Consider the following 22,922-nt stretch of genomic DNA (forward strand, 5'->3'; position numbering starts at 1 on the left):
AGTATTCCCGGCGGTGAATATTCTCGTCAAGGAATATGTCTTCGCCTCTCCGGACACGGGAAGACCCCGCACGGATCACTCCCTGCGGGGTCTTCCCGTGTCCGGCCGTGTCCGGCCGCCGGGGGCCGGGGCTACATGTCGTCCTCGTCGTCCTCGTCGTCCAGGCGGGCCAGCCACGTCGCGAGGCGTTCCACCGGGACCTCGAAGTCCGGGTTCAGGTCGACGAACGTACGCAGTTGCTCGGCGAGCCACTCGAAGGTGATCTCCTCCTCGCCGCGCCGCTTCTCCAGTTCCTCGATGCCGCGGTCGGTGAAGTACATGGATCGTGCTCCGTCGTCGGTCGCAGGGGTGTCGCAGGGGTTGGGTTCCGTCCCCGAGGGAAGGACCCTGTTCCTGCGAGAGGAGAGAGGTCCTGTGCTCCGGAGGAGGGGGACAGGAAAAGGATAGGTGCCCGGAGCACCGGGGGGAGACGGGGAGCGGGGGAGCATCATGAGCCAGGAAACGACGCGGGTGGCGCGGATCGCGTTACCGGACGGGACACCCGTGTGGGCGCGGATATCCGGCGCCGAGGAGCTGACCGCGGCGGCCGGGCAGCCCGGAGAGGCCGGCCGGGTACACGGCGGGTCCGGGCAGCTTTCGTACAGCGACACCGGCTTCACCGACCGGGTCGAGGCGAGCGTGGAGAGCCTGCACGCGCTGATCACCGGGGTCGCCCGCTCACTGGCGGAGCCGCTGCGCGCGGTGCGGCCCGACGAGGTGAGTGTCGAGTTCGGCATCGAGCTGACCGCGAAGGCCGGGAAGGTCGTCGGGCTGCTCGCCGACGGCGAGGCGAAAGCCGGCATCACGGTCACCCTCACCTGGAACAGCGGCCCACCCGGCCCGCAAGCACCGGCGCGTACGGGCGCGTCCCCCGGCGCCCCGGCGCACGGGGGCGCCGACTCCGCCGCCGGTGGGGGCGTGGCATGACGTACGGGCACGACGGGGGCGCATCGGCCGGCCTGGATGACGCCCATCGTGCGCTGCGTGACCTCGTGATGGCGGCCACCGTGCGCATCCATCGCACAGACGTCGGGTATGCCCCTGACGGACCGGGCACCTTCCTCGGCAGCGGATTCTTCATCGCCCCGAACTGGGTGCTGACCTGCGCACACGTGGTGCACGGCGGGGAGGGGGGCGAGATCACCGTGGTCTATCAGCGCGGTCCCCAGCAGGGCGCCTCCGCAGTCCCCGGCGAGGTCGTGGCGACCCTCCCGGAGCGGCTCGACGGGCCCCCGGCCGGGAGCTGGCCCGCGCCCGATCTGGCCCTGGTGCGGCTGCGCGAACCCGTCGGCCACGACTGCGTGTACGTGTCCGAGCGGCCGACGGCGTACTACAGCGAGGGCAAGGTGCTCTACGCCGGGTGGACGGTGGTGGGTGGACAGCTGCAGGTCCTGGACGGCCCGATCGAGGTCCAGGGCACCATCGGCGGCTGGACGACGGGCGTGCAGATGCGCCTCGGCCACAACGACCTGCCGCCGGGGGTCTCGGGCGGGCCGGTGATAGATCCGGTGCGTGGCGAGGTCATCGGCGTGCTGAAGTCCCGCGCCGACCACGGCCGGGGCGGTACGTCCACGGGCGTCGAGCGGTTGCGGACGCTGCCCGTGCCGCACGGCGCGGTGGCGGCCGAGCACGACGACGTCTACCAGGCGGTCTTCCACGCGCACGACCGCTACCACCGCGACCGCCAGCTGCCCACCGACTCCCGGCGGCCGACCTGGGTGGACGCCCAGAGCCGGCTCAAGGTGCGCCCGGGACGCACGCTGAGTCCCGACGAGCGCACCGAACTGCTCGGCCGGCTGGCCGCGTTACCGCCGCCGGTCAGCACCCGCAGCCTGCTCGACGTCGTCGACGCGTTGCCCACCGGGCAGGACCCGCACGCGTTGCCCGCGCCGCGTGGCTGGCGTGACGGGCTGGGGCTGCTGTACGAGGGCTCGCGGGACGACGGGGCGCTGAAGCTCGTCCTCGACTACGCGATGGGGGTGCTGGGCGCCGAACGCCCGCCCACGCCGAGTTCCCTGGCCGCCGAGCGGGCGCTGTGGGACTGGGTCCGCCAGGCCGCGGCCGGCCTCGACAGCGGGTATCGCGCCGGCCTCGCCCGCCGGTGGATCGAACTCTCCGGTCTGCGCCGCCTCCGGGTCCCGAACGCCCGCACCTCCGGCACCCACGCCGGCCCCTACGACGGGACCCGTGCCGACGCCCCCGACGGGACCGCCGCGGGTCTCTACGACGGGGGCCGTGCCGGCACCCCCGACGGGACCGCCGCGGGCCTTTACGACGGGACCCGTGCCGGGACCCCCGACGGGACCCACGTCGGCAGCGGCGCCGAGGCCGATGCCGAGGCTCGTCCGACGAGCGGAGAGCCGGGACCGGGCCAGGACTTCGGCGCCGGTCGGGCGTACGGGCCCGGTCGGGCGTACGGGCCTGGCCAAGAGCATGGGCCTGGTCAGGGGCGCGGGCCTGGTCAGGAACCCGGCCCCGACCAGGAACCCTCCCTCGACGGCCGCCGCACCCTGCCCGGTCCCGAGCCCGGCCCTGCCGGCCACCCTGCGCCGCCCGGCTCCGCCGACCACGCGCTCCCTGGCCCCGCATCCGGCCCCGCCGGCCTCCTCCTGCCGGGACCAGCGCCCGCCCCCGACAGCCTCCCCCCGCTCGCCCCCGATCCCGACAGCCGCCCCCTTCTCGACCCCGCCCGTGACGGCGGCCTCACCCCACCGCCGCAGGCGCCCACTCCCCACAGCCACACCCGGCTCGACCTCGGCGCCCGCCCCTTCGCCGCAACCCCACGAGACCTCGGCCACCCCGACCACCGTGGTCACCCCGACCACCCCCATCACCCCGACCGTCCCCACGACCCCGCCCCACCCCGCCTCTCCATCCTGCTGGAGGTGCTGCGCCGGGGCTGGGAGCCGGACCGGTGTGACTGGTCGGTCAGTGTGGCGCGGTCCGACGGGGAGGCGCTGCGGCTGTACGAGGCCGAGCGGACCGCTCTCAACGAGTTGCCGGCGCGGGTCGCGGAGCCGCTCACCGAGGCGTTCCGGCGCTGTGACGAGCCGGACCGGCCCGCGACGCTCCAGGCGGCACTGCCGCACCTGTTGCTCGCGCTGCCGGTGGACGCCTGGCGACTGCGTCCCGGCGACCCGCCGTTGGGCGTGCAGCGCCCGGTCGTGGTGCGCTGCTCGGACCGCGATCAGCTGCCGCTCGACGGATCCGACCCGCTGGACGGCGAGGAGCACCACGAACGCCGGGAACGGTGGCGCTGGTTGCACGCGCACGGGGCCCGCGCGGAGGTCCTCGACTGCGACGAGGGCATCCGTCAGCCGGTACCGGACATCGCGGACCTGCGTGGCCTCGCCCGACGCGCGGTGCCGGTGCTGTGCCGTTACGGGGACCACCGGTACGAGGACGACGCGGCGGCCCTCGTCCGTATCGTGCACGCCGGGTTCGGCGTCGCGCTGTGGCGGCGCCGGCCGGGGTACCCGGACACGGTGTGCGGGGAGTTCCACCGCGGGGCGCGCCGGGCCGTCGACGACGGCGTCGGCGCCGCACTGCTGCCCGACGTCGTGCACACCATGCGCACGAAGCTGCGGGCGGGGCTGACGGAGGCGTTCTGGGCGGACGGTATAGCGCTCTACTACGACGACCCGCACGATCCCCTCCCCGGCACCGGCGACCTGCTGGAGGCGCCATGAACCGGAGCCCGGCCGGGGCTCCTCGCAGGGCGCCGGGCGCGCCCCCGAGGCGGAGCCGCGCCTGCGTACGGCCACGCCCCCGGCGGCCTTCAGCCGGGCCCTCCGCAGCGCCTCTCGGTCCTCAAGCCGCGCCTCAAGCCGTGCCCCGAGCCGCGCCCCAAGTCGCGCCCCAAGTCGCGCCCCAAGTCGCGCCCCAAGTCGCGCCCCAAGTCGCGCCCCAAGTCGGGCCCCGAGACAGGCCCCGAGCCGCGCCTCAAGCCAGGCCCCGAGCCGGCCCCGAGTCAGGCTCCCGCCCCAGCTCTTGGCGCGGCTCACCTGGCCCCTCGCGCGGCTCCCCGGGCCTCTTACCAGTGCCCCCGAGGATCGATACCGTGAAGCACGTTCGACGGCTGCCATGGACGCGTTGACGACACGAGGACCGGACCATGACCGATTCCAATGAGTGGCTCATCTACCGAGGCGCCGGCGAACCCCACGACGGGATGGACCGGTTGCCCCCGCCGCCGCCCTGGCGCGACTTCTCCGGGCGGGACGCGGCCGGGCCCGGCGACGGCTCCCACGACCGCCGGCTCGGCGCGCACCGGCACCTCGCCGAGCTGCACCGGCCGGGCGCCGAGGAACTGGAGATGATCAACGCGGCCCTGTACCTGCGCCGCCCGCTGCTGGTCACCGGCAGCCCCGGCGCCGGCAAGAGCACCCTGGCCCACTCGGTGGCGTACGAGCTGGGCCTGGGCGAGGTGCTGCGCTGGTCCGTCGTCAGCCGCTCCACCCTGCAGCACGGGCTCTACCACTACGACGCCATCGCCCGGCTCCAGGACGTGCAGATCGCCGCGCAGGGCGGGTTCGGCGCGGCGGCCGGCAGCCCCGGCGCGGTGGAGGGCATAGGCAGCTACATCCGCCTCGGCCCGCTCGGCACCGCGCTGCTGCCCTCCGACACTCCGCGCGTCCTGCTCATCGACGAACTGGACAAGAGCGACATCGACCTGCCCAACGACCTGCTGAACGTGCTGGAGGAGGGTGAGTACGAGATTCCCGAACTGCAGCGCGTGGCGGACCGGTTGCCCGACGGGGAGGCGGAGGTGCGCACCGCCGACGGCACCAAGGTCCGGGTGCGGGACGGCCGGGTGGGCTGCCGCGCGTTCCCCTTCGTCGTACTGACCAGCAACGGCGAGCGGGACTTCCCGGCCCCGCTGATGCGCCGCTGTATCCACCTGCAGCTGGGGCGGCCCGACCACAACCGGCTGGCCACCTTCGTCAGGGCGCACATGGGCGACGAGGCCGCACGGGTCGGCGACGACCTGATCACCCGGTTCCTGGAGCGCTCGCGCACCGAACTCCTCGCGCCCGACCAGCTGCTCAACGCCATCCACCTCACCGCCGCGGCCGCCCCGCCCAGTCGCGACCGCCTCGCCGACCTGCTCATCCAGCGGCTCGACCGCCCGAGGTGAGTTCCGTGTCCGACGCAGCCCCCCGGCACGGCCCGGGGGATCCCGGTCCCACCCCGGACGCCGGCCCCCCGCCCCCGGACGACCCCCTCGCCGAACTGGTCCGGCGGCTGCGCGAGGCGGGCCTGGACCCGGACGCCGAGGGGCTGAGCGACGCGCTGTGGCTGGCCCGGTGGGCGCGGCCCACGACGCCGCCGCGGCCGGGGGAGGGGGCCTCGGCCGCCGACTCCGGGCAGCGCCCCGGCCGTACCGAGGACGCGCCGCCCGGGGCCTCTGCGGCCCAGTCCGGTCCGGCACCGGGCACGGCCGCCGGGGACGGCGCCGCCCGGCCCGAGGCGCCGCCCGCCCGTGGACCCGGCCGCGACAGCCGGGTGGCGCTCTACCCGCCGGCCCGCGGCACCCCCGTCCGGGCGGCCACGACCGGCTCCGCTGCGGCGACCGGCCGGGGCGGCCCGACGCTGCCCGTCGGCGTCCCCGCGGCCCCCGCCCTGCCCGCCCCGCTCGAACTGCAGCGCGCCCTGCGCCCGTTGCAGAAGTACCGCAGCCCCGCCCCGCCGCTGCGCAGGGAGCTGGACGAGAACGCGACGGCCGAACTCAGCGCCCGCGCAGGGGGACTGGTGATGCCCGTGTACCGGGACGTCACACGCGGCGACACCCGGCTGCAACTGGTGCTGGACGCCTCGCCGTCGATGCGGGTGTGGGACCGGCTCTTCACGGAACTGGAGGGGGTGTTCGCGCAGTTGGGCGCCTTCGGCGATGTGCAGGTCGGCCATCTCCACGAGGGTCCCGAGGGCGAGCCGGTGATCAGCCGCAGCCCCGACCCGCACCGCGCCCCCCTGCACGCCGCCGACCGGCTCAGCGACCCCACCGGCCGCCGGATCACGCTCCTGGTCAGCGACTGCGCGGGCCCGCTGTGGCGCAGCGGCCGGGCCCACCGCCTGCTGCACCAGCTGGCCCGGCAGGCGCCCGCCGCCGTGCTCCAGCCGCTCCCGCAGCGGCTGTGGAACCGCACCCGGCTGCCGGTGACGTACGGCGAACTCGCCCGCGGCGAGACGCTCGGCGGGGCCGCGGTGCTGAGGGTGCGCACCCCGGCCGGGGCGTCCGGCCCGCGCGCCGGACTGCCGCTGCCCGTGCTGCCGCCCGACCCTGCCGCGCTGGGCGCCTGGGCGCGGCTGCTGTCGGGCGCCGGGTCGGCGCCGGTGTCCGGGGCGGTCGGCTGGGTGCGCGCCGACCAGCCGCCCGCCCCGCCCGGCGCCGCCGGCCGGCCGCCGTCCTGGGTGGAGCGCGTCGGCCGGTTCCGCTCCACCGCCTCCCCGGCCGCCGGCCGGCTCGCGGTCTACCTCGCGGCCGCCCCGCTGTGCCTGCCGGTGATGCAGCTGGTGCAGCGCACCATGCTCCCCGGCTCCGGCCCCTCGGAGCTGGCCGAGGTGCTGCTGAGCGGCCTGGTCAGCCGGGCCGGCGAGGGGTACGGCGGCGACGGCGCCCAGTGGTACGAGATGCGCCCCGACGTCCAGGAGGCACTGCTGTCCACGCTGGGCCGGGACGAGGCCGTCCTGGTCCTCAAGCACTGCTCGGAGTACATCGAGCACCGCTACGGCAAGGGCGGCCCCAACTTCCCCGCGCTCGCCCTGGCCCAGCTGGGCAACGGCGGGGCGGGCCGGGCGCGGACGCCCGGCGGGGCCTACCCCGCCGACAACGGCGACGTCACCCTCGTGCCCCAGCCGTTCGCGGAGGTCGCCGCGCGGGTGCTGGAGCGGTTCATGCCCCTCCCCGAGCAGTTCGCGGCGCACGCCGGACGGGCCGCCGCCGGGCCGGCCGGGGAACGGCCCGTCCACCAGGCCGTCGCGCGGGCCCGCTTCCTGGTCACCCGCTTCGACGACGAGGGCATGGTGCAGGACCTGATCGACGCCGTGCAGCTGCTGCGTGCCGCCACCGAGCACGAGCGCGCCGCCGGCGCCGACCCCGGGGTGTGGGCGCAGTACGCGCTCAGCGCCCTGCGGTTGTGGCAGGTGCAGGGCGGCCCGGAGCTGCTGCGGGAGGCGGAGCGGGCCGCCGAGCGGGCCGTCGCCCACCCGCACGCCCTGCGCGAGCGCGCGGTCCTGGCCCGGGTGCTGCGCGCCGCCGCCGGGGACCGCCGCCGGCGCGGCGACCAGCACGGCGCGCTGGACCTGCTCAGCCGCGCCGACCGCGAGTACGCGGTGGCCTGCGCGGCGCCCGGCCTCACCGAGGACGAGGCGCTGGAGCTCACCCTGGAACGGGTCGGCGCGCTCCAGGCCCAGTGGCGGCTGGGCGGCGACAGCGCGCTGCTGCAGGGCGCCGTCGGCATGCTGGAGGCGTTCGCCGACGCCTGGCCGGACCGCCGCCGGCGCCCGCCCGGACTCCCCCTCGCCCACGGCCGGGTGCTGCTCCGCCTGGCCTGCGCCACCGCCGAGCCGGAACAGGCCCGCGCCCACGCCGAACTGGCCGCCCGGTCGCTGCGCGACGCGCTGGACGCCGGCCGCGAGCCCGGCGGCCCCGAACCCGGCGGCCCCGAGTCCGACCGGGACGGCGTCCGGATCCGGCTGGACCTGGTCGACGCGCTGCTGAAGTGCGGCGGCCCGCTGGACGAGGCCCAGGGCCGGATCGACGAGGCACTGCTCCTGACCCGGGACCGCGCCCTGCGCTCCGCGCTGCTGGTCCGCTCCGGGCGGGTCGCCGCCGCCCGGTACGGCGACACCGGCGACCCGCGCGCCCTGCACACCGCCGCCGACCGCTTCGAACAGGCCGCCCACGGTATGCCGCGGGACGCGCCCGCACACGCCGACGTGCTCGCCGAATGGGGCGAGACTCTGCTGCGGCAGGCCGGCCCGGAACCAGGTGCCCAAGCACTCGGCTCGCTGTCCGGGGCGATCCGGGTGCTGCGCGAGTGCCGCACCGAGACGCCCTCCGGGGACCCCCGGCTCGCCCACCGGCTGCTGCTGCTGGGCCGGGCGCTGATGGCCCGCCACGGGGCCCGGGCCGACCCCGTGGACCTGCGCGAGGCCGAGCACCTGTTCGGGCTGGCGGCGGCCGGGGCGACCGACCCGCTGCTCGCCGCCCGCTGCCGGCTCGCCCTCGGCCGGGCCCAGTTCGCGGTCTTCCGGAGCCTGAACCGGCCCACCCGGCTGGACGCCGCCGTGGACGCGTTCCGGGACGCGGCGGAGTCCGCGCGCGAGGCCGAGGAGCGGGCCGAGACCGAGCGGTCCCGGCACGACGCCGTCGAACTGTGCGCTCAGGCGCACCACTGGCGGGGTAGGACCTATGAGGCGGCGGCCCGTCCGCGCGCCGCCCGCGAGGCCTACCGCACGGCCCGGACGGAGTGGCAGCGGCTGCCGGCCGGCCGGCCCGCCCCGGCCGGACCCACCGCCGAGGACACGGCGCGCAGGCTCGCGGACCTGGGATGACGAGGGGGAGCCGATGAACTCCGAGCCGATGAACTCCGAGCCGACGTTCGCCGAGCCGCTGACGCACGGGGAACCGACGGCCACCGAGCCGACGGCCACCGAGCCGACGGCCACCGGGTCGGCGCGCACTGGACCGTCGCCCACCGGCCCGGCGCCCACCGGCCCGTTGCCCACCGGCCCGGCGGCCGCTGAGCCGGCGACGCCAGGGTCGCACCCGCCCCTCGCCCCGCCCCTCGCCCCACCCCCCGGCCCGCCCCTCGCCCCGCCGTCCGACCCGCCGCCCGACGTAACGGCGTTGACCCTCGCCGAACTGCGCACCGTCGAGCACCCGGTGCTGCGCGAGGTGCTGGCCGACCTGCACGACCGGGCCGCGGAGCCCGGCGAGATGCTCTGGGGGTACGGCAGCGCCTTCTGACGGGGCCCGCGAGGGGCGAGATCCGGTCAGATCCCGCCCGCGGGGGCAGGGTTCAGGACGGTTGCGCCGTTCCGTCCGCCACGAGACGCGAACACGTGTTTGCCGGTGCACCCCGCCCGGGAATGCGGCCAGGGACGGCCGACGGCAGGGGGTGAGGCAGTGTCGTACGGCGGTGTCCCCTTCCGGCAGTTCATCGTGAAGGCGCACGGCCGCTGCAACCTCGCCTGCCGCTACTGCTACCTCTACGAGGGACCCGACCGCACCTGGCGCCACCGCCCGGCGGCCGCGCCCCCGGCCGTCCTGGACCGCACCGCCACCCGGATCGCCGAGCACGCGCGCACCCACCGCTGCACGGACCTCTCGCTGGTGCTGCACGGCGGAGAACCCCTGCTCGCCGGAGCCGGCCGGCTCGCCCGGTTCACCACGGAGGTCCGCGCCCGCGTCCCGCACGGAACGACCGTCCACGCGGCGGTCCAGACGAACGCCACCCTGCTCACCGAGGACCGCCTGGCCACCCTGGCCGCCGCCGGCGTCCGGGTCGGCGTCAGCCTCGACGGCGGCCTGCCCGGCCACAACGCCCGCCGCGTCGACCACGCCGGGCGCCCGTCCTGGCCCGCCGCGGTGCGCGGGACGCGGCTGCTCGCCGACCGCTTCCCGGCGTCGTACGCGGGCATCCTCACCGTCGTCGACCCCACGCTCGACCCGGTCGAGACCTACGAGTCGCTGCTCACCCTGCGCCCACCGGCCCTGGACCTGCTGCTGCCGCACGGCAACTGGTCGGTCCCCCCGCCCCACCTGGCCGGGGACCGCTACGGGCGGTGGCTGTGCGCCGTCTTCGACCGCTGGTGGCGCGCCGGGCGGCGGGAGACCCGGGTCCGGCTGTTCGAGGCGTGCGTCGCCCTGCTGCTGGGGCGGCCGGCGGCCACCGAACCGCTCGGGCTCGCGCCGTTCGCGACGGTGGTCGTCGAGACCGACGGCTCGATCGAGCAGGTCGACTCCCTGAAATCGGCCTACGACGGAGCGGCCGAGACCGGCCTCGACGTCTTCCGGAACACCTTCGACGAGGCGCTGCGCCATCCGGCGGTCGCGGCCCGGCAGGCGGGCGCGGACGCGCTGGGCGCCACCTGCCGGGCCTGCCCCCTGCTGCACGTCTGCGGCGGCGGCCAGTACGCCCACCGCTACCGGGCCGGCCACGGCTTCGCCAACCCGTCCGTGTACTGCACCGACCTCCAGCGCTTCATCCGCCACGTGGCGCGACGGCTCACCGAGGAGGTCCCCGCACCGGCCGCCTCCTCGGCCGAAGGAGGCACTCCGTGATATTCCCGCCGCTCACCGACTTCGCCCTCGCCGAACTCGGCGGCACCGGAGGCGGCCCCGACACGCTCGCGCTGCTCGTCCGCGACCAGGACACCCGGCGGCTGCTGCTCCTGCGGGCGGTCCTGGAGGCCGTCGAGCGCGCCGATCCCGTCCTCTGCCCGCCCGCCGCACGCGAGCGCCTGCTCGCGGACTGGGACCTGCTCGCGGAGGCGGAAGCCCTCACCGCGTCCCCCGGCACCGGGCACCCCTCCCCGGCGCGCACGGCCCTCGGCCATCCGCTCCTCGGCCCGTGGGCCAGGCGCTGCCTGCGCGGACTGGCGCCGCCGGGCTCCAGGCCCGCACCGGCAGAGCGCGTCACCCGTCCGCGATCCGGGCCGACAGCGACCCGCACCGCTCCCCATGCCGCTCCCCCTGCCGCCCCCCGAACACTCGGGCCAGGCGCTGCGGGCGGGCCCGGCACCGCCCCCGGCGCCCTGAGCGAGCCCGGCGTCGAGCCGGACGTGCGCCGCCGCGAACTCGCCGACGACCTGGCGCACTTCAGCGCCGTAGCCGCGGCGGCCGCCGCGCGGGCCCACGTGGCCTTCGCCGTGCGGCTCACCGCGCGCGGCGGACGGCTGGTGCTGCCCTCGCTCGGCGCGCTGCACACCGAGCGGACCGGCCCGGTGGCGGTCGACGCGGTGTACCGGCGGGGCCGGCTGACGCTGCGCAGGCCGGGCGCGTCCGACGTCGTCGTCCACCTGGAGGGCGCCTTCGGTGCCTGGTCCGACGCCCGCGCCTGGACCCCGGCGTACGCGCTGCCCGGGCTGCTGCCGGGCGGCGCCCCACTGCCGCTGGACGACCTCGACCCCTACCGGGGCGCCCACGGCGACCCCCAGTGCTACGGGCTGACCGGCCCCGCCACCCTCGACCACGCCGAACGCAAGCACTGGCTGGGGGCCTGGTCCGGCACCGCCGCCGCGCTGCGGCTGGGCGGCGAGCGGCGGCTGACCGAGGCGGCGGCCCTGCTGCGCTGCCTGGTGCCGCTCGCCCCGCCCGGCGGCGCCTCCGACGACGAGCGGGCCCGCGGCTCGTGCAGCGCCACCCGCCGCGAGGCGTTCGGGGCCGTCCTCAGCAGCACCCCGCCGGACGCCGCCCGTCTCGCCGCGACCCTGGTGCACGAACTGCACCACGCCAAACTCGCCGCGCTCGGCGACGTGGTGCCGCTGCACCACGCCGACGGCCGCGCCCGGCACTTCGCACCCTGGCGGCCCGACCCGCGGCCGTACGACGGGCTGCTGCAGGGCGCCTACGCGCATCTCGCGCTCGCCGACTTCCACCAGCGCCGCGCCCTCGACGGCACCGACCGGGCACGGCTGGACACGGACTGGGGCCAGTTCGCGCGGCTGCACGCCCAGGTGGGGGCCGCCCTGCCCGCCCTCGTCGGGTCCGAGGAACTCACCTGGCACGGGCGGCGGTTGGTGGAGATCATGGTCGAGACGCACGCCCGCATGGGAGAGCGGCCGGCACCCCGCGCCCACACCGTGCGGGCCCGCGAGTACGTCCGCGCCGCCCGCCGCCTGTGGTCCCAGCGCTTCCCCGACGCCGTCGGCGCGCCCGTCCCCTGACCACCGTCCGGCGGGCTGCGCCAGAGGTGTGACCGGTGTGCCGGGCCGGGCGTGGGACGTTGCGTTCGGAGGTGGAGATCGTTGCGCTTGCGGGAAGGGATGCGGAGCACACGCGTCGGCGGTGGCGTGTTCCCGCGCCTTCCCGGAGCCGTGCCCAGCTTCTAAAATCTCGTGCGGGAGGCCGCTGCATGTCTGGAACTCGTAGGCCGGTGGGGGCAGTCGAGAGGGGAGCCGCGCGGCAGACCGTCACGATCAGCTTCGCCGGCTTCAACCGGGCCTGGGCGGCCTGGATCGGCGACCGGCTGGAGCGGCGCGGCCTGCGCGTGGTCTACCTGCGCTGGGACGCGCCCCCCGAGGTGTCGCTCACCGACCTGCTGCGGGACCTGGCACTGGCCGACGGCCGCATCGTCATGCTCGTCAGCGACTGGTACTTCCGGCTCGGCCCGCGCACCTTCGAGGAGTGGAACGCGGCGCTGCGCGAGGTCGTCGCCCCCGACGCGTCCCGGTTCGCGGCCGTCTCGGTGACCACCGCGCCGGTCCCCACCGCCGTCGCCGCCCTCGCCCCCGTCGACCTCGTCAACATCGGCCCCGAAGAGGCCGAGCGGCGCCTCGTCGAACGCCTCGACCTGCCCTACGAGCCGCTGTCCGAAGCCGGCGACGGCCGCCACGAGCCCCGCTTCCCGTCCGCCATGCCGGAGGTGTGGGGCAACGTCCCGCGCCGCAACACCCGCTTCACCGGCCGCGAGCCCCTCCTCAACGACGCCTACCACCTGCTGCACGGCAGCGAGCCCGGCGCCGGAGTCCTCGCCCTGTACGGCATGTCCGGCGTCGGCAAGACCCAGCTGGCCGCCGAGTACGTGTACCGGTTCAGCTCCGAGTACGACGTGGTGTGGTGGATCAACGCCGAGAAGCGGGTCTCCTACCGCCGCCTGCTCGCCGAACTCGCTCCGAAACTCGGCCTGTCGACCGGCGCCGAGTACGGTGAGCGGCTGCGCGCCGTACGGGACGCGCTGCGCCGCGGCGAGCCGTACTCCCGCTGGCTGCTGATCCTCGACGGCGCCGACGACCCCGACCAGATCTGGGACCTCGTCCCCACCGGACCCGGACACGTCCTCATCACCTCCCGCAACCCGCGCTGGGGCGAGCACAACAGCCGGCTGATGCAGGTCCCGGTGTACGCCCGCGACGAGTCCGTCGCCTTCATCCGGCGCCGGGCGCCCCGGCTCACCGAGGCGGAGGCCGACCAGCTCGCCGAGGCATTGGAGGACCTGCCGCTGCTGCTGGACCAGACGGCCGGCTGGCTCAACGACTCCGACCTGTCCGTCGAGGACTACATCGCCCTGCTGGAGGGCGGCATCGACCAGGACGTCGTCAAGGTCTCCGCCGACTTCCCGCTCGCCTTCCAGACCGCCTGGTCGATACTGCTGAACAAGCTCCGCGAGACCGTCCCCGAGTCCGTCGACCTGCTCCGGCTGTGCACGTTCTTCGCACCCGGCTTCGTCCCCGTGCGCCTGCTGAAGGACATGCCGCACGACGAACTGCCCGAACAGCTCGCCGGACTGCTGCAGGACCCGCTGCTGTGGAACCGGGCTATCAACCAGCTGCGCCAGTACTCCGTGGTGCGCCTGGAGTCCCACGAGACGTCCGGGGAGCCCGGCTCGTCGTCCTCCGGCGAGTCGCTGTACCTGCACCGCATGGTCCACCAGATCGTCCGCAACGACATGCCCGAGGCGGACCGGCGGGAGTTCGTCGACGTCGTCCGCCGCGCCCTGGCCGCCGCCGACCCCGGCCGCGCCACCGACACCCGCCTGTGGGACTCGTACGCCGAGATCGTGCCGCACCTGAAGTACGCCGACGTCCTGCAGAGCCAGGACGGGCGGGTGCAGCGGCTGGTGCTGAACTGCCTGCGCTACATGTACTTCGCCGGCGAGTACTCCTCCGGCGTCAAGCTCGGCGAACGCGCCCTGCGCGCCTGGCGCACCGCCCTGGGCGAGCACCACCCGCGGATCTGGGAACTCACCTACCACTACGCCAACCTGCTGCGCTCCTCCGGCGACTACGAGAGCACCGAGGCCCTCGAACGGCAGGCCGCCGACCATCTGCGCCAGGAGCGCGGCGAACGGGACCTGGACTACCTGCGGGCCGTCAACGGCCTCGGCGCGGACCTGTGGGGACTCGGCCGGTACGACGAGGCGCTGGAGCTCTACCTGTGGCTCTACCCCACCTACCGCGACCTCCTCGGCGAGGAGGACTCCCGCACCCTGAACGCGCTGAACAACCTGGGCTTCGCCCACCGGCTGCTCGGCCGCTACCAGGAAGCGCTGGACATCGACAAGACCACCCTGGAACTGCGCCGCCGGGTGCTCAAGGCGCGCCACCCCTGGGCGCTGCTGTCGGAGGTCTCCTACGCCATCGGACTGCGGCTGCTGGGCCGCTACACCGAGGCCGAGTCCATGCAGACGAAGAACGTGCGCGAGTGCCGGCTGGTGCTGGGCACCGACAACCCGCAGACCCTGCGCGCCGAGCACAACCTGGCGCTGTGCCGGCTGCGCGGCGGCGACCGGCCCGGCGCCGGGACGCTGCTCACCCGCGTCCTGGAGCGCTACGAGCGCAAGCTCGGCGACCGGCACGCGGAGACCCTGGCCGCCGCCGTCAGCCAGAGCTGCTTCGCCCGCGAGTTCGGCGACATCGACCAGGCCCGCGAGGCGAGCGAGTCCGTCATGGCCCGCTACGAGACGCTGCTGACCCCCGGGCACCCCTTCATCGCCGGTGCCCGCGCCAACCACGCGCTGATCCTGCGCAGCGTCGGCGAACGCGACCAGGCGCACGCCCTGGCGGAGGAGGCGCTGGCCGACATGACCGCCGCCGTCGGCGAGAGCCACCCCTACACGCTGGGCGTCGCCGTCAACGCCTCCGCCCTGCGCAACCTGGCCGGCGACACCGAGGGCGCCGCCGCGCTCAGCCGGGACACCGTGCCGCGCGCCGTCGAGTCCCTGGGCCGCACCCACCCCCTGACGCTGTCCGCCCGGGTGGCGCACGCCGCCGACCTGCGCGGCCTGCACGACCGCCCACAGGCCGAGAAGGTCGAGCAGGAGGCCCTGGCCGACCTGGAGGCCACCCTCGGCAAGCAGCACGTCCACACCATCTCGGCCCGCTCGCGCAACCGCCCGTACTGGGACTTCGAGCCGCAGGCCACCTAGAGCGGCCGCCCGGAGCGGCGCCCGAACGCCGCAGGGCCCGCCCCCGGATCGCTCCGGGGACGGGCCCTGCCGGGTCGGGCGGGCGAGGACTACGCCTCGAACACCTCACGCACCAGCTGCTCCTGCTCGGCCTGGTGCCGCTTGGCGGAACCGACGGCCGGGGACGAGCCGTGCGGCCGCGAGATGCGGCGCAGACGCTCGCCGGCCGGGATGTCGGCGCCGACCGCCAGGTCCAGGTGGTCGATCAGGTTCAGGGCGATGAACGGCCAGGCACCCTGGTTGGCCGGCTCCTCCTGGGCCCACAGGTACTTCTCGGCGTTCGGGTACTTGGCGATCTCCGCCTGGAGCTCGGCACCCGGCAGCGGGTACAGGCGCTCGATGCGGAGGATGGCCGTGTCCGTGGCACCGCGCTTTAGCCGCTCGGCCTCCAGGTCGTAGTAGACCTTGCCGGCGCAGAAGACGACCTTCTTCACCGCGGCCGGGTCGACCGACGCGTCGCCGATGACCGGGCGGAAGCCGCCCGTGGTGAACTCCTCCGCCTTCGACGCGGCGGCCTTCAGCCGCAGCATCGACTTCGGGGTGAAGACGACCAGCGGCTTGTGGTGCGGGTTGTGCACCTGCCACCGCAGGAGGTGGAAGTAGTTCGACGGCAGCGTCGGCATGGCGACCGTCATGTTGTTCTGGGCGCACAGCTGGAGGAACCGCTCCGGGCGCGCGGACGAGTGGTCCGGGCCCTGGCCCTCGTAGCCGTGGGGGAGGAGCAGCACCACACCGCTCGTCTGGCCCCACTTCTGCTCCGCCGACGACACGAACTCGTCCACGACCGTCTGGGCGCCGTTGACGAAGTCGCCGAACTGGGCCTCCCACATCACCAGCGCGTCCGGGCGGGCCAGCGAGTAGCCGTACTCGAAGCCCATGGCCGCGTACTCGGAGAGCAGCGAGTTGTAGACGTTCAGCCGGGCCTGGTCCTCGGAGAGGTACAGCAGCGGCGTGAAGTCCTGACCGGTCTCCCGGTCGATGATCACCGCGTGGCGCTGGCCGAACGTGCCGCGCTGGGAGTCCTGGCCGGCGAGCCGGACCGGGACGCCCTCCAGCAGCAGCGAGCCGACGGCGAGGGTCTCGCCCATGCCCCAGTCGATGGTGCCGTCCTCCACCATCGCCGCCCGGCGCTGCAGCTGCGGCAGCAGGCGCGGGTGGACGGTGATGTGGTCGGGCACGTTGACCTGCGACTCGGCGATCCGCTTGACGACCTCGGTGGACACCGCGGTCTGCACCGCCACCGGGAAGCCCTCCTGCGGGTCCGAGCCGGGCGCGGCGGCGGGCTGCGCGGTGGCCTCGCGGACCTCGGTGAAGACCTTCTCCAGCTGCCCCTGGTAGTCCTGCAGCGCCTGCTCGGCCTCTTCCAGGGTGATGTCGCCGCGACCGATCAGCGACTCGGTGTACAGCTTGCGCACCGAGCGCTTCTTGTCGATCAGGTCGTACATCAGCGGCTGGGTGAAGGCCGGGTTGTCCGACTCGTTGTGACCGCGGCGGCGGTAGCAGATGAGGTCGATCACCACGTCCTTGTTGAACGCCTGGCGGAACTCGAAGGCGAGCCGCGCGACGCGGACCACGGCCTCCGGGTCGTCGCCGTTCACGTGGAAGATCGGGGCCTCGATCATGCGGGCCACGTCCGTCGCGTACATGGAGGAGCGCGAGGACTCGGGGGCCGCGGTGAAGCCGACCTGGTTGTTGATGACGATGTGGACCGTGCCGCCGGTGCGGTAGCCGCGCAGCTGCGACATGTTCAGGGTCTCGGCCACCACGCCCTGGCCCGCGAAGGCCGCGTCGCCGTGGATCGCCACCGGCAGGACCGTGAAGTCCGTGCCGCCCTTGTTGATGATGTCCTGCTTGGCGCGCGAGACGCCCTCCAGGACCGGGTCCACCGCCTCCAGGTGCGAGGGGTTCGCGACCAGGGAGACCTTGATCTGCTCGCCGTCCAGGCCCGTGAAGGTGCCCTCGGCGCCCAGGTGGTACTTCACGTCGCCGGAGCCGTGCATGGACTTCGGGTCGAGGTTGCCCTCGAACTCGCGGAAGATCTGCGCGTACGACTTGCCGACGATGTTCGCCAGCACGTTCAGCCGGCCGCGGTGGGCCATGCCGATGACGACCTCGTCGAGCCGGGACTCCGCCGCGCTGTCCAGGACCGCGTCCAGCAGCGGGATGACCGACTCGCCGCCCTCCAGGGAGAAGCGCTTCTGGCCGACGTACTTGGTCTGCAGGAAGGTTTCGAACGCCTCGGCGGCGTTGAGGCGGCGCAGGATGCGCAGCTGCTCCTCGCGCTCCATCTTGGAGTGCGGGCGCTCCACCCGGTCCTGGATCCACTTGCGCTGCTTGGGGTCCTGGATGTGCATGAACTCGATGCCGGTGGTGCGGCAGTACGAGTCGCGCAGCACGCCGAGGATGTCGCGCAGCTTCATCATCGACTTGCCGGCGAAGCCGCCGACGGCGAACTCGCGCTCCAGGTCCCACAGGGTGAGGCCGTGCTCGACGATGTCCAGGTCGGGGTGCTTGCGCTGCTTGTACTCCAGCGGGTCGGTGTCGGCCATGACGTGGCCGCGCACCCGGTAGGAGTGGATCAGCTCGAAGACCCGGGCGGCCTTGGTGACGTCGTCGTCGTGGCTGGCGTCGATGTCCCGGAGCCAGCGGACCGGCTCGTAGGGGATGCGCAGCGCCTTGAAGATCTCGTCGTAGAAGTCGTTCTCGCCGAGCAGCAGGTTGGCGACCTGGCGGAGGAACTCGCCGGACGCGGCGCCCTGGATCACCCGGTGGTCGTAGGTCGACGTGAGCGTCATGACCTTGGAGATGCCGAGCTTGTTCAGGGTGTCCTGGGAGGTGCCCTGGAACTCCGCCGGGTAGTCCATGGAGCCGACGCCCATGATGACCGACTGGCCGGGCATCAGGCGCGGCACCGAGTGGACGGTGCCCAGGCCGCCGGGGTTGGTCAGCGAGACGGTGACGCCGGTGAAGTCGTCCATCGTCAGCTTGCCCTCGCGGGCGCGGCGGACGATGTCCTCGTAGGCCTGCCAGAACTCGAAGAAGTTCAGCGTCTCGGCCTTCTTGATGGCGGCGACGACGAGCTGGCGGTCGCCGTTGGGCTTCACCAGGTCGATGGCCAGGCCGAGGTTGACGTGCGGCGGCTTGACGAGGGTCGGCTTGCCGTCCTTCTCGCCGAACGACCAGTTCATCGACGGCATCGCCTTGATGGCCTGGACCATCGCGAAGCCGATCAGGTGCGTGAAGGAGATCTTCCCGCCGCGCGCCCGCTTGAGGTGGTTGTTGATGACGATGCGGTTGTCGAACAGCAGCTTCACCGGGACCGCGCGGACCGAGGTGGCGGTCGGCAGCTCCAGGGAGGCGTTCATGTTCTTCGCGACCGCGGCGGCCGGGCCGCGCAGCGTCACCAGCTCCGGGCCGTCCGGCTGCGCGGCGGCCTCGGCCTTCGGCGCGGCGGCGGCCGGCTTGGCGGCCGGGGCCTTCGCGGCGGCCGGCTTCGCGGCCGGAGCCGGGGCCGCCGCGGCGGCGGGCTTCTGGGCGGCCGGGGCCGGCGCGGGGACCGCCGGGGCGGCGGGCGCGGCCGGGGCCGTGGGGGAGGTGGTGCCTGCGGCCCCCGCGGCCGCAGTACCCGCCGGAGCCGGGGCTCCCGCGGCGCCCGGCTTGTAGTCGGCGAAGAAGTCCCACCAGGCTCGGTCTACCGAATTCGGGTCCTGGAGGTACTGCTGATAGATCTCGTCGACGAGCCACTCGTTGGGACCGAACGCGGCAGCGGGGTTCTTGCCCGCTTGGTCCGCTTCGGCCGTCGGGGCGCTCGATGCGTTACTGGGGGACTGTGGCGACACGGCGGCAACCGCCCTCTTCCGCTTCACAAGGTGATGGACAGCGGGAATAAAGGCTACGCCTCCAAGACCGAGAAGGTCAGGTCGGGCTGCCGCATCGTCGTGTAAGTCACATCAGACAGCGTGTTTCGCCGCCTGAAATGGCGGGAAACAAGCGTGGTTCCGCTGCGAATCGGGTACGTCCGTGCAGGTGGCGTACCCAACGATGCGAACCTTGATCGAACTTTACGTCAACTTGACGCGGACGGCTCCCCTGGAAGGGTGACGAGGATCCGGCATCCGCGCTCGGATTCGGCCACTCCGATCCGCCCCCCGTGCAGGTCCACCGCCCAGCGCGCGATCGCCAGCCCCAGCCCCGTGCCGCCGTCGCTGCCCGGACCGTGCGGCCGGCTCACGGCACCCCGGTTGAACCGCTCGAAGACACGGTGCCACTCCGAGCGCGGAATTCCCGGACCCTCGTCCAGGACCTCCAGCTCCACCGAGTCCTGCAGCTTCCCGCGGCGCGCCTTCACCGTCACCCGGCCGTGCGGCGGGCTGTGCTTGACCGCGTTGTCGATGAGATTCGCCACCACCTGGTGGATGCGCTCCGGGTCCGCGTGCGCCGTCAGGTCCAGCGGCGTCACGTCCAGGCGGAGATGGACGTCGGTACGGCTGTGACTGCCGGAGCCGGACGCCATGCCCGCGCGCGCGGAGGCGACCATGTTGGCCTCCTTCAGCACCCCCGACAGGTACGGCCACACCTCGAACCGCCGCTTGCGCAGCGGCACCACGCCGTTGTCCAGGCGGGACAGGTCCAGCAGCGTCTCCACCAGGCGGCCGAGACGCTCCGTCTGTTTCAGCGCGGTGCGCATGGTCTCCGGGTCGGGTTCGGCGATGCCGTCGACCACGTTCTCCAGCACGGCTCTCAGGCCCGCGATGGGGGTGCGCAGCTCGTGCGAGACGTTCGCCACCAGCTCCTTGCGCTGACGGTCCTGCGCCTCCAGCTCGTCGGCCATCACGTTGATGGTCTGGGCCAGGGCGCCCAGCTCGTCCCGGCGGGTCTCGCGCACCCGGCGGGTGTAGTCGCCGTGCGAGATGGACCGGGCCACCGTGTTCATGTCGTCCAGCGGGGCGGTCAGCGAGTGGGCCACGAACTGCGTGATCAGCAGCGTGGCGATCATCGAGAAGACCGTGATGAAGCGCAGCTCCGTCTTGGTGCGCACGGCGATCATCAACAGACCGGTCGTGATCAGCACCGAGGTGACGACCAGGGCGCCCAGTTTCGTCTTGATCGAGAAGGGGCGCACACCCCCGAAGGACTCCCCTCCGGGGTTTCTCGGCGCGTCCGGCCCGCCGGTCATGGCGTCGGGGTCTCCAGCGCGTAGCCCACGCCGTGCACCGTGCGGATCCGCTCCGCGCCGATCTTCCGCCGCAGCGCCTTGATGTGACTGTCGACCGTCCGGGTGCCCGAGGCGTCCGCCCAGTCCCACACCTCGGCCAGCAGCTGCTCGCGCGAGAGCACGGCGCGCGGCGTGTTCGCCAGGCAGACCAGCAGGTCGAACTCGGTGGGCGTCAGGTGCACGTCCTCGGTGCGCACCCGCACCCTGCGCTGCGCGTGATCGATCTCCAGCTCGCCCAGGCGCAGGATGCCGCTGCGCGGGGTGGTGGCGGCCAGCGCGGCCCGCTCCACCCGGCGCAGCAGGACGTGCACCCGCGCGGCCAGCTCGCGCATCGAGAAGGGCTTCGTCATGTAGTCGTCGGCACCCACGCCGAGCCCGACCAGCATGTCGGTCTCGTCGTCGCGGGCGGTCAGCATCAGCACCGGCACCGGCCGCTGGGCCTGGACCCGGCGGCAGACCTCCAGGCCGTCGAAGCCGGGCAGCATGATGTCGAGGATCAGCAGGTCCGGCTGCCAGGCCTCGGCCGTGTCGACCGCCGACGGCCCGTCTCCCGCCGTCTGCACGAGGAATCCCTCGGCGCGCAGGCGGGCCGCGATGGCGTCGACGATCGTCTGGTCGTCCTCGACGACCAGAACGCGGCGCTGGGCGCCCGGGGAAGCCGTCGTCGTGCCGCTGTGCGAGGTGTGTGTCTGCTCCATCGCCCGCCCCTGAGGTGTGCTTTCCGGAATCAGTGGGGTGATCCCTTGCCTGCGCTCCTGTCCGCGCATGACTGCGATTGACGCTTGAATGAGCGCGTCAGGGCAGCAACGTACCCGGAGTCACCTTGCCATTGCTATCCAGGTCGGACGGCGAGGTGCACGACGTCCGGCACGCCTCGGGCAACGGGGATCTCTTCGGTACGCACCTGCCGGAACCCGGCATTCACCAAGGATCCTTCGAATTCCGCGGACGGCTGGGCGGACCACACCGCGAGCACCCCGCCGGGTCTCAACACGCGTGCGCAGTGGGCGAGTCCGGCCGGTGAGTACAGGCCGTCGTTGTCCTCCGTGACGGTCCAGCCGGGCCCGTTGTCGATGTCCAGGCACAGGGCGTCGAACGTGTCCGACGTCTCATCGAGATAACCGAGCAGGTCCCGCTCCACGACGCCGACGCGCGGGTCGGCCAGTGCCGCGCCCGACAGCGCGCCGAGTGGGCCGGCGCGGTGCCATTCGATGACCGCGGGCTCGCGCTCGACGACCGTGATGCCGCCCCAGCGGGGGTTCGCCGCGGCGTGTGCGAGCGAGAATCCGACGCCCAGGCCGCCGATCAGCACGCGCGGCGCCGGCCGCGCGTCCAGCGCCTCCAGCGCGGCGTCGACCAGCAGCCGCTCCGAGCGGCCGTCGGAGGTGTCCATCAGGAAACAGCCGTTGGCGATGATCTGCAGCAGCTCTCCGTGCCGGCGCAACACGACCTCCCCGTACGGGCCCTCGCGGCGGTCCAGAACGACGGGCTTGTCCGGCACGGCGGTTGACGCCGTGTCCGCCGGGATCTCGTGGCAGGTGTCGTGGGAACTGGGCATCGGCCCATCGTGGCACCCCACGGCCGGTCGGGGCCGGAATTTCCCCTGGGTCATCCGAACGTGCGAGCCCCGCGCGCGGGTGCGGATCGTTGAGAGGTTGCTGAGAATCGTCCTGCGGGTGGCGTGGATCACAGACAGCCGCCGGGCGGGGCGCCAAGGGTGGGGACAACCGGAAGGAGCGCCTCATCGTGGAACGCACCGCACCGGCCGATCCGACGACCGGCCTGCTGGACGGTATGCCCCGCCAGCCCACCCGGGTCGGCCCGGCCGAGGCGCCGAAGCCGGTACCGGACGCGGCGGCGGAGGCCGCGCCGGAGCCGGCCGGCATCCACCGGCGGGCCCCGTGGCGGCGGATACCCGTGCCCTTCACCCTGGGCTACACCGCCGTCCTCTGCGCGACCTCCTACCTGGCCGACCACGCGGACCCCGGGCTGGTCGCGGCCCTGCACGAGGGCTCCAGCACGGACGTGGCCCATCTGCTCCGCTCGCCGGTCCCGGTGCTGCTGGCCAGCGCCCTGTGGGTGGCCGGCGGGCTCGGCTCGCCGTTCACCCTGGCCTTCCTCGTCGTCCTCACGGCGCTGGAGCTGCGCGTCGGCGCCCTGCGCACGGCCGGCGTGTTCCTCCTCGGCCACACCCTCGCCACCCTGGTGACGGAGGTCCCGGTGGGCTTCGCCGTCCTCGCCGGCCACCTCCCCGGCACCTCCCTGCACCGCCTGGACTACGGCATCAGCTACGGCGTCGCCACCTGCCTGGGCGCCCTGGCGGGCCTGCTGCGCCCCTGGCTGGGCCTGCCCCTCCTGGCCGTGGCCGCCGGCTTCCTCGTCGACGACCTCCTCGCCCTCACCGACCCCCTGACCAACTGGGGCCACCTGACGGCCCTGACCCTGGGCGTCGCCACGTGGCCGCTGCTGCGCCGGGCGGGGCGGGGGGACACGGACGCGGAGCGGCATGCGACCGGCTGACGGCGACCCGTTCCTCT

The 22,922-nt window shown here is 74.3% G+C and carries 14 protein-coding genes; 9 read left to right on the plus strand and 5 right to left on the minus strand.

Annotated features, from left to right (window positions below):
• Window positions 1-131: 131 nt before the first annotated feature.
• Window positions 132-320: a DUF6104 family protein gene (locus AC3ET3_RS16470; RefSeq protein WP_432134058.1), complete on the minus strand. Its 189-nt coding sequence runs from the start codon at window positions 318-320 to the stop codon at window positions 132-134.
• A 169-nt stretch (window positions 321-489) separates the two neighbouring features.
• Here AC3ET3_RS16470 and AC3ET3_RS16475 point away from each other — a divergent pair, with 169 nt between their 5' ends.
• From AC3ET3_RS16475 to fxsT, 8 genes are all read left to right on the plus strand, one after another.
• Window positions 490-966 (plus strand): CU044_2847 family protein, encoded by a 477-nt coding sequence (locus tag AC3ET3_RS16475; RefSeq protein ID WP_432134059.1) that lies wholly within the window; start codon window positions 490-492, stop codon window positions 964-966.
• Entirely contained in the window at window positions 963-3,728 is a 2,766-nt protein-coding gene (locus AC3ET3_RS16480; RefSeq protein WP_435612384.1) for a VMAP-C domain-containing protein, read from the plus strand. Before AC3ET3_RS16475 ends, AC3ET3_RS16480 begins: the two co-directional genes overlap by 4 nt.
• A gap of 425 nt (window positions 3,729-4,153) precedes the next feature.
• Window positions 4,154-5,176: an AAA family ATPase gene (locus tag AC3ET3_RS16485; protein WP_432134061.1), complete on the plus strand. Its 1,023-nt coding sequence runs from the start codon at window positions 4,154-4,156 to the stop codon at window positions 5,174-5,176.
• 5 nt (window positions 5,177-5,181) lie between these two features.
• Complete coding sequence (locus AC3ET3_RS16490; protein WP_435612385.1) at window positions 5,182-8,595, plus strand: SAV_2336 N-terminal domain-related protein; 3,414 nt, start codon at window positions 5,182-5,184, stop codon at window positions 8,593-8,595.
• 13 nt (window positions 8,596-8,608) lie between these two features.
• Entirely contained in the window at window positions 8,609-9,010 is a 402-nt protein-coding gene (fxsA, locus tag AC3ET3_RS16495; RefSeq protein WP_435612386.1) for an FxSxx-COOH cyclophane-containing RiPP peptide, read from the plus strand.
• Between the two features lie 159 nt (window positions 9,011-9,169).
• Window positions 9,170-10,327 (plus strand): FxsB family cyclophane-forming radical SAM/SPASM peptide maturase, encoded by a 1,158-nt coding sequence (locus AC3ET3_RS16500; protein WP_432134064.1) that lies wholly within the window; start codon window positions 9,170-9,172, stop codon window positions 10,325-10,327.
• Entirely contained in the window at window positions 10,324-11,931 is a 1,608-nt protein-coding gene (locus AC3ET3_RS16505; RefSeq protein ID WP_435612387.1) for an aKG-HExxH-type peptide beta-hydroxylase, read from the plus strand. Before AC3ET3_RS16500 ends, AC3ET3_RS16505 begins: the two co-directional genes overlap by 4 nt.
• Before the next feature lie 188 nt (window positions 11,932-12,119).
• On the plus strand, window positions 12,120-15,131 hold the full coding sequence (gene fxsT / locus AC3ET3_RS16510) for an FxSxx-COOH system tetratricopeptide repeat protein (protein ID WP_435612388.1): 3,012 nt from the start codon (window positions 12,120-12,122) through the stop codon (window positions 15,129-15,131).
• Window positions 15,132-15,220: 89 nt separating this feature from the next.
• Here fxsT and AC3ET3_RS16515 read toward each other — a convergent pair whose 3' ends face one another.
• The 4 genes from AC3ET3_RS16515 to AC3ET3_RS16530 form a co-directional block, all read right to left on the minus strand.
• Window positions 15,221-19,009: a multifunctional oxoglutarate decarboxylase/oxoglutarate dehydrogenase thiamine pyrophosphate-binding subunit/dihydrolipoyllysine-residue succinyltransferase subunit gene (locus AC3ET3_RS16515; protein ID WP_432134067.1), complete on the minus strand. Its 3,789-nt coding sequence runs from the start codon at window positions 19,007-19,009 to the stop codon at window positions 15,221-15,223.
• 227 nt (window positions 19,010-19,236) lie between these two features.
• Window positions 19,237-20,346: a sensor histidine kinase gene (locus AC3ET3_RS16520; protein WP_432134068.1), complete on the minus strand. Its 1,110-nt coding sequence runs from the start codon at window positions 20,344-20,346 to the stop codon at window positions 19,237-19,239.
• The gene (locus AC3ET3_RS16525) at window positions 20,343-21,083 is read right to left on the minus strand and encodes a response regulator transcription factor (RefSeq protein WP_432134069.1); all 741 of its coding nucleotides are present in this window, start codon (window positions 21,081-21,083) and stop codon (window positions 20,343-20,345) included. Before AC3ET3_RS16525 ends, AC3ET3_RS16520 begins: the two co-directional genes overlap by 4 nt.
• Before the next feature lie 134 nt (window positions 21,084-21,217).
• On the minus strand, window positions 21,218-21,943 hold the full coding sequence (locus AC3ET3_RS16530; RefSeq protein WP_432134070.1) for a spermine/spermidine synthase domain-containing protein: 726 nt from the start codon (window positions 21,941-21,943) through the stop codon (window positions 21,218-21,220).
• A gap of 188 nt (window positions 21,944-22,131) precedes the next feature.
• On the opposite strand from AC3ET3_RS16530, the gene AC3ET3_RS16535 reads away from it, so the two are divergent.
• Window positions 22,132-22,905 carry a rhomboid-like protein gene (locus tag AC3ET3_RS16535; RefSeq protein WP_432134071.1) on the plus strand — a complete coding sequence of 258 codons (774 nt, stop codon included), beginning with the start codon at window positions 22,132-22,134 and terminating at the stop codon, window positions 22,903-22,905.
• Window positions 22,906-22,922: the final 17 nt, after the last annotated feature.

This window comes from Streptomyces sp. bgisy159, assembly GCF_057707805.1.

Bases quoted from the DNA above. Each gene is read 5' to 3' on its own strand.
- AC3ET3_RS16520 (WP_432134068.1), bottom strand. From the start codon at position 20,346: ATGACCGGCGGGCCGGACGCGCCGAGAAACCCCGGAGGGGAGTCCTTC.
- fxsT (WP_435612388.1), top strand. From the start codon at position 12,120: ATGTCTGGAACTCGTAGGCCGGTGGGGGCAGTCGAGAGGGGAGCCGCG.
- fxsA (WP_435612386.1), top strand. From the start codon at position 8,609: ATGAACTCCGAGCCGATGAACTCCGAGCCGACGTTCGCCGAGCCGCTG.
- AC3ET3_RS16475 (WP_432134059.1), top strand. From the start codon at position 490: ATGAGCCAGGAAACGACGCGGGTGGCGCGGATCGCGTTACCGGACGGG.
- AC3ET3_RS16525 (WP_432134069.1), bottom strand. From the start codon at position 21,083: ATGGAGCAGACACACACCTCGCACAGCGGCACGACGACGGCTTCCCCG.
- AC3ET3_RS16485 (WP_432134061.1), top strand. From the start codon at position 4,154: ATGACCGATTCCAATGAGTGGCTCATCTACCGAGGCGCCGGCGAACCC.
- AC3ET3_RS16530 (WP_432134070.1), bottom strand. From the start codon at position 21,943: ATGCCCAGTTCCCACGACACCTGCCACGAGATCCCGGCGGACACGGCG.
- AC3ET3_RS16470 (WP_432134058.1), bottom strand. From the start codon at position 320: ATGTACTTCACCGACCGCGGCATCGAGGAACTGGAGAAGCGGCGCGGC.
- AC3ET3_RS16480 (WP_435612384.1), top strand. From the start codon at position 963: ATGACGTACGGGCACGACGGGGGCGCATCGGCCGGCCTGGATGACGCC.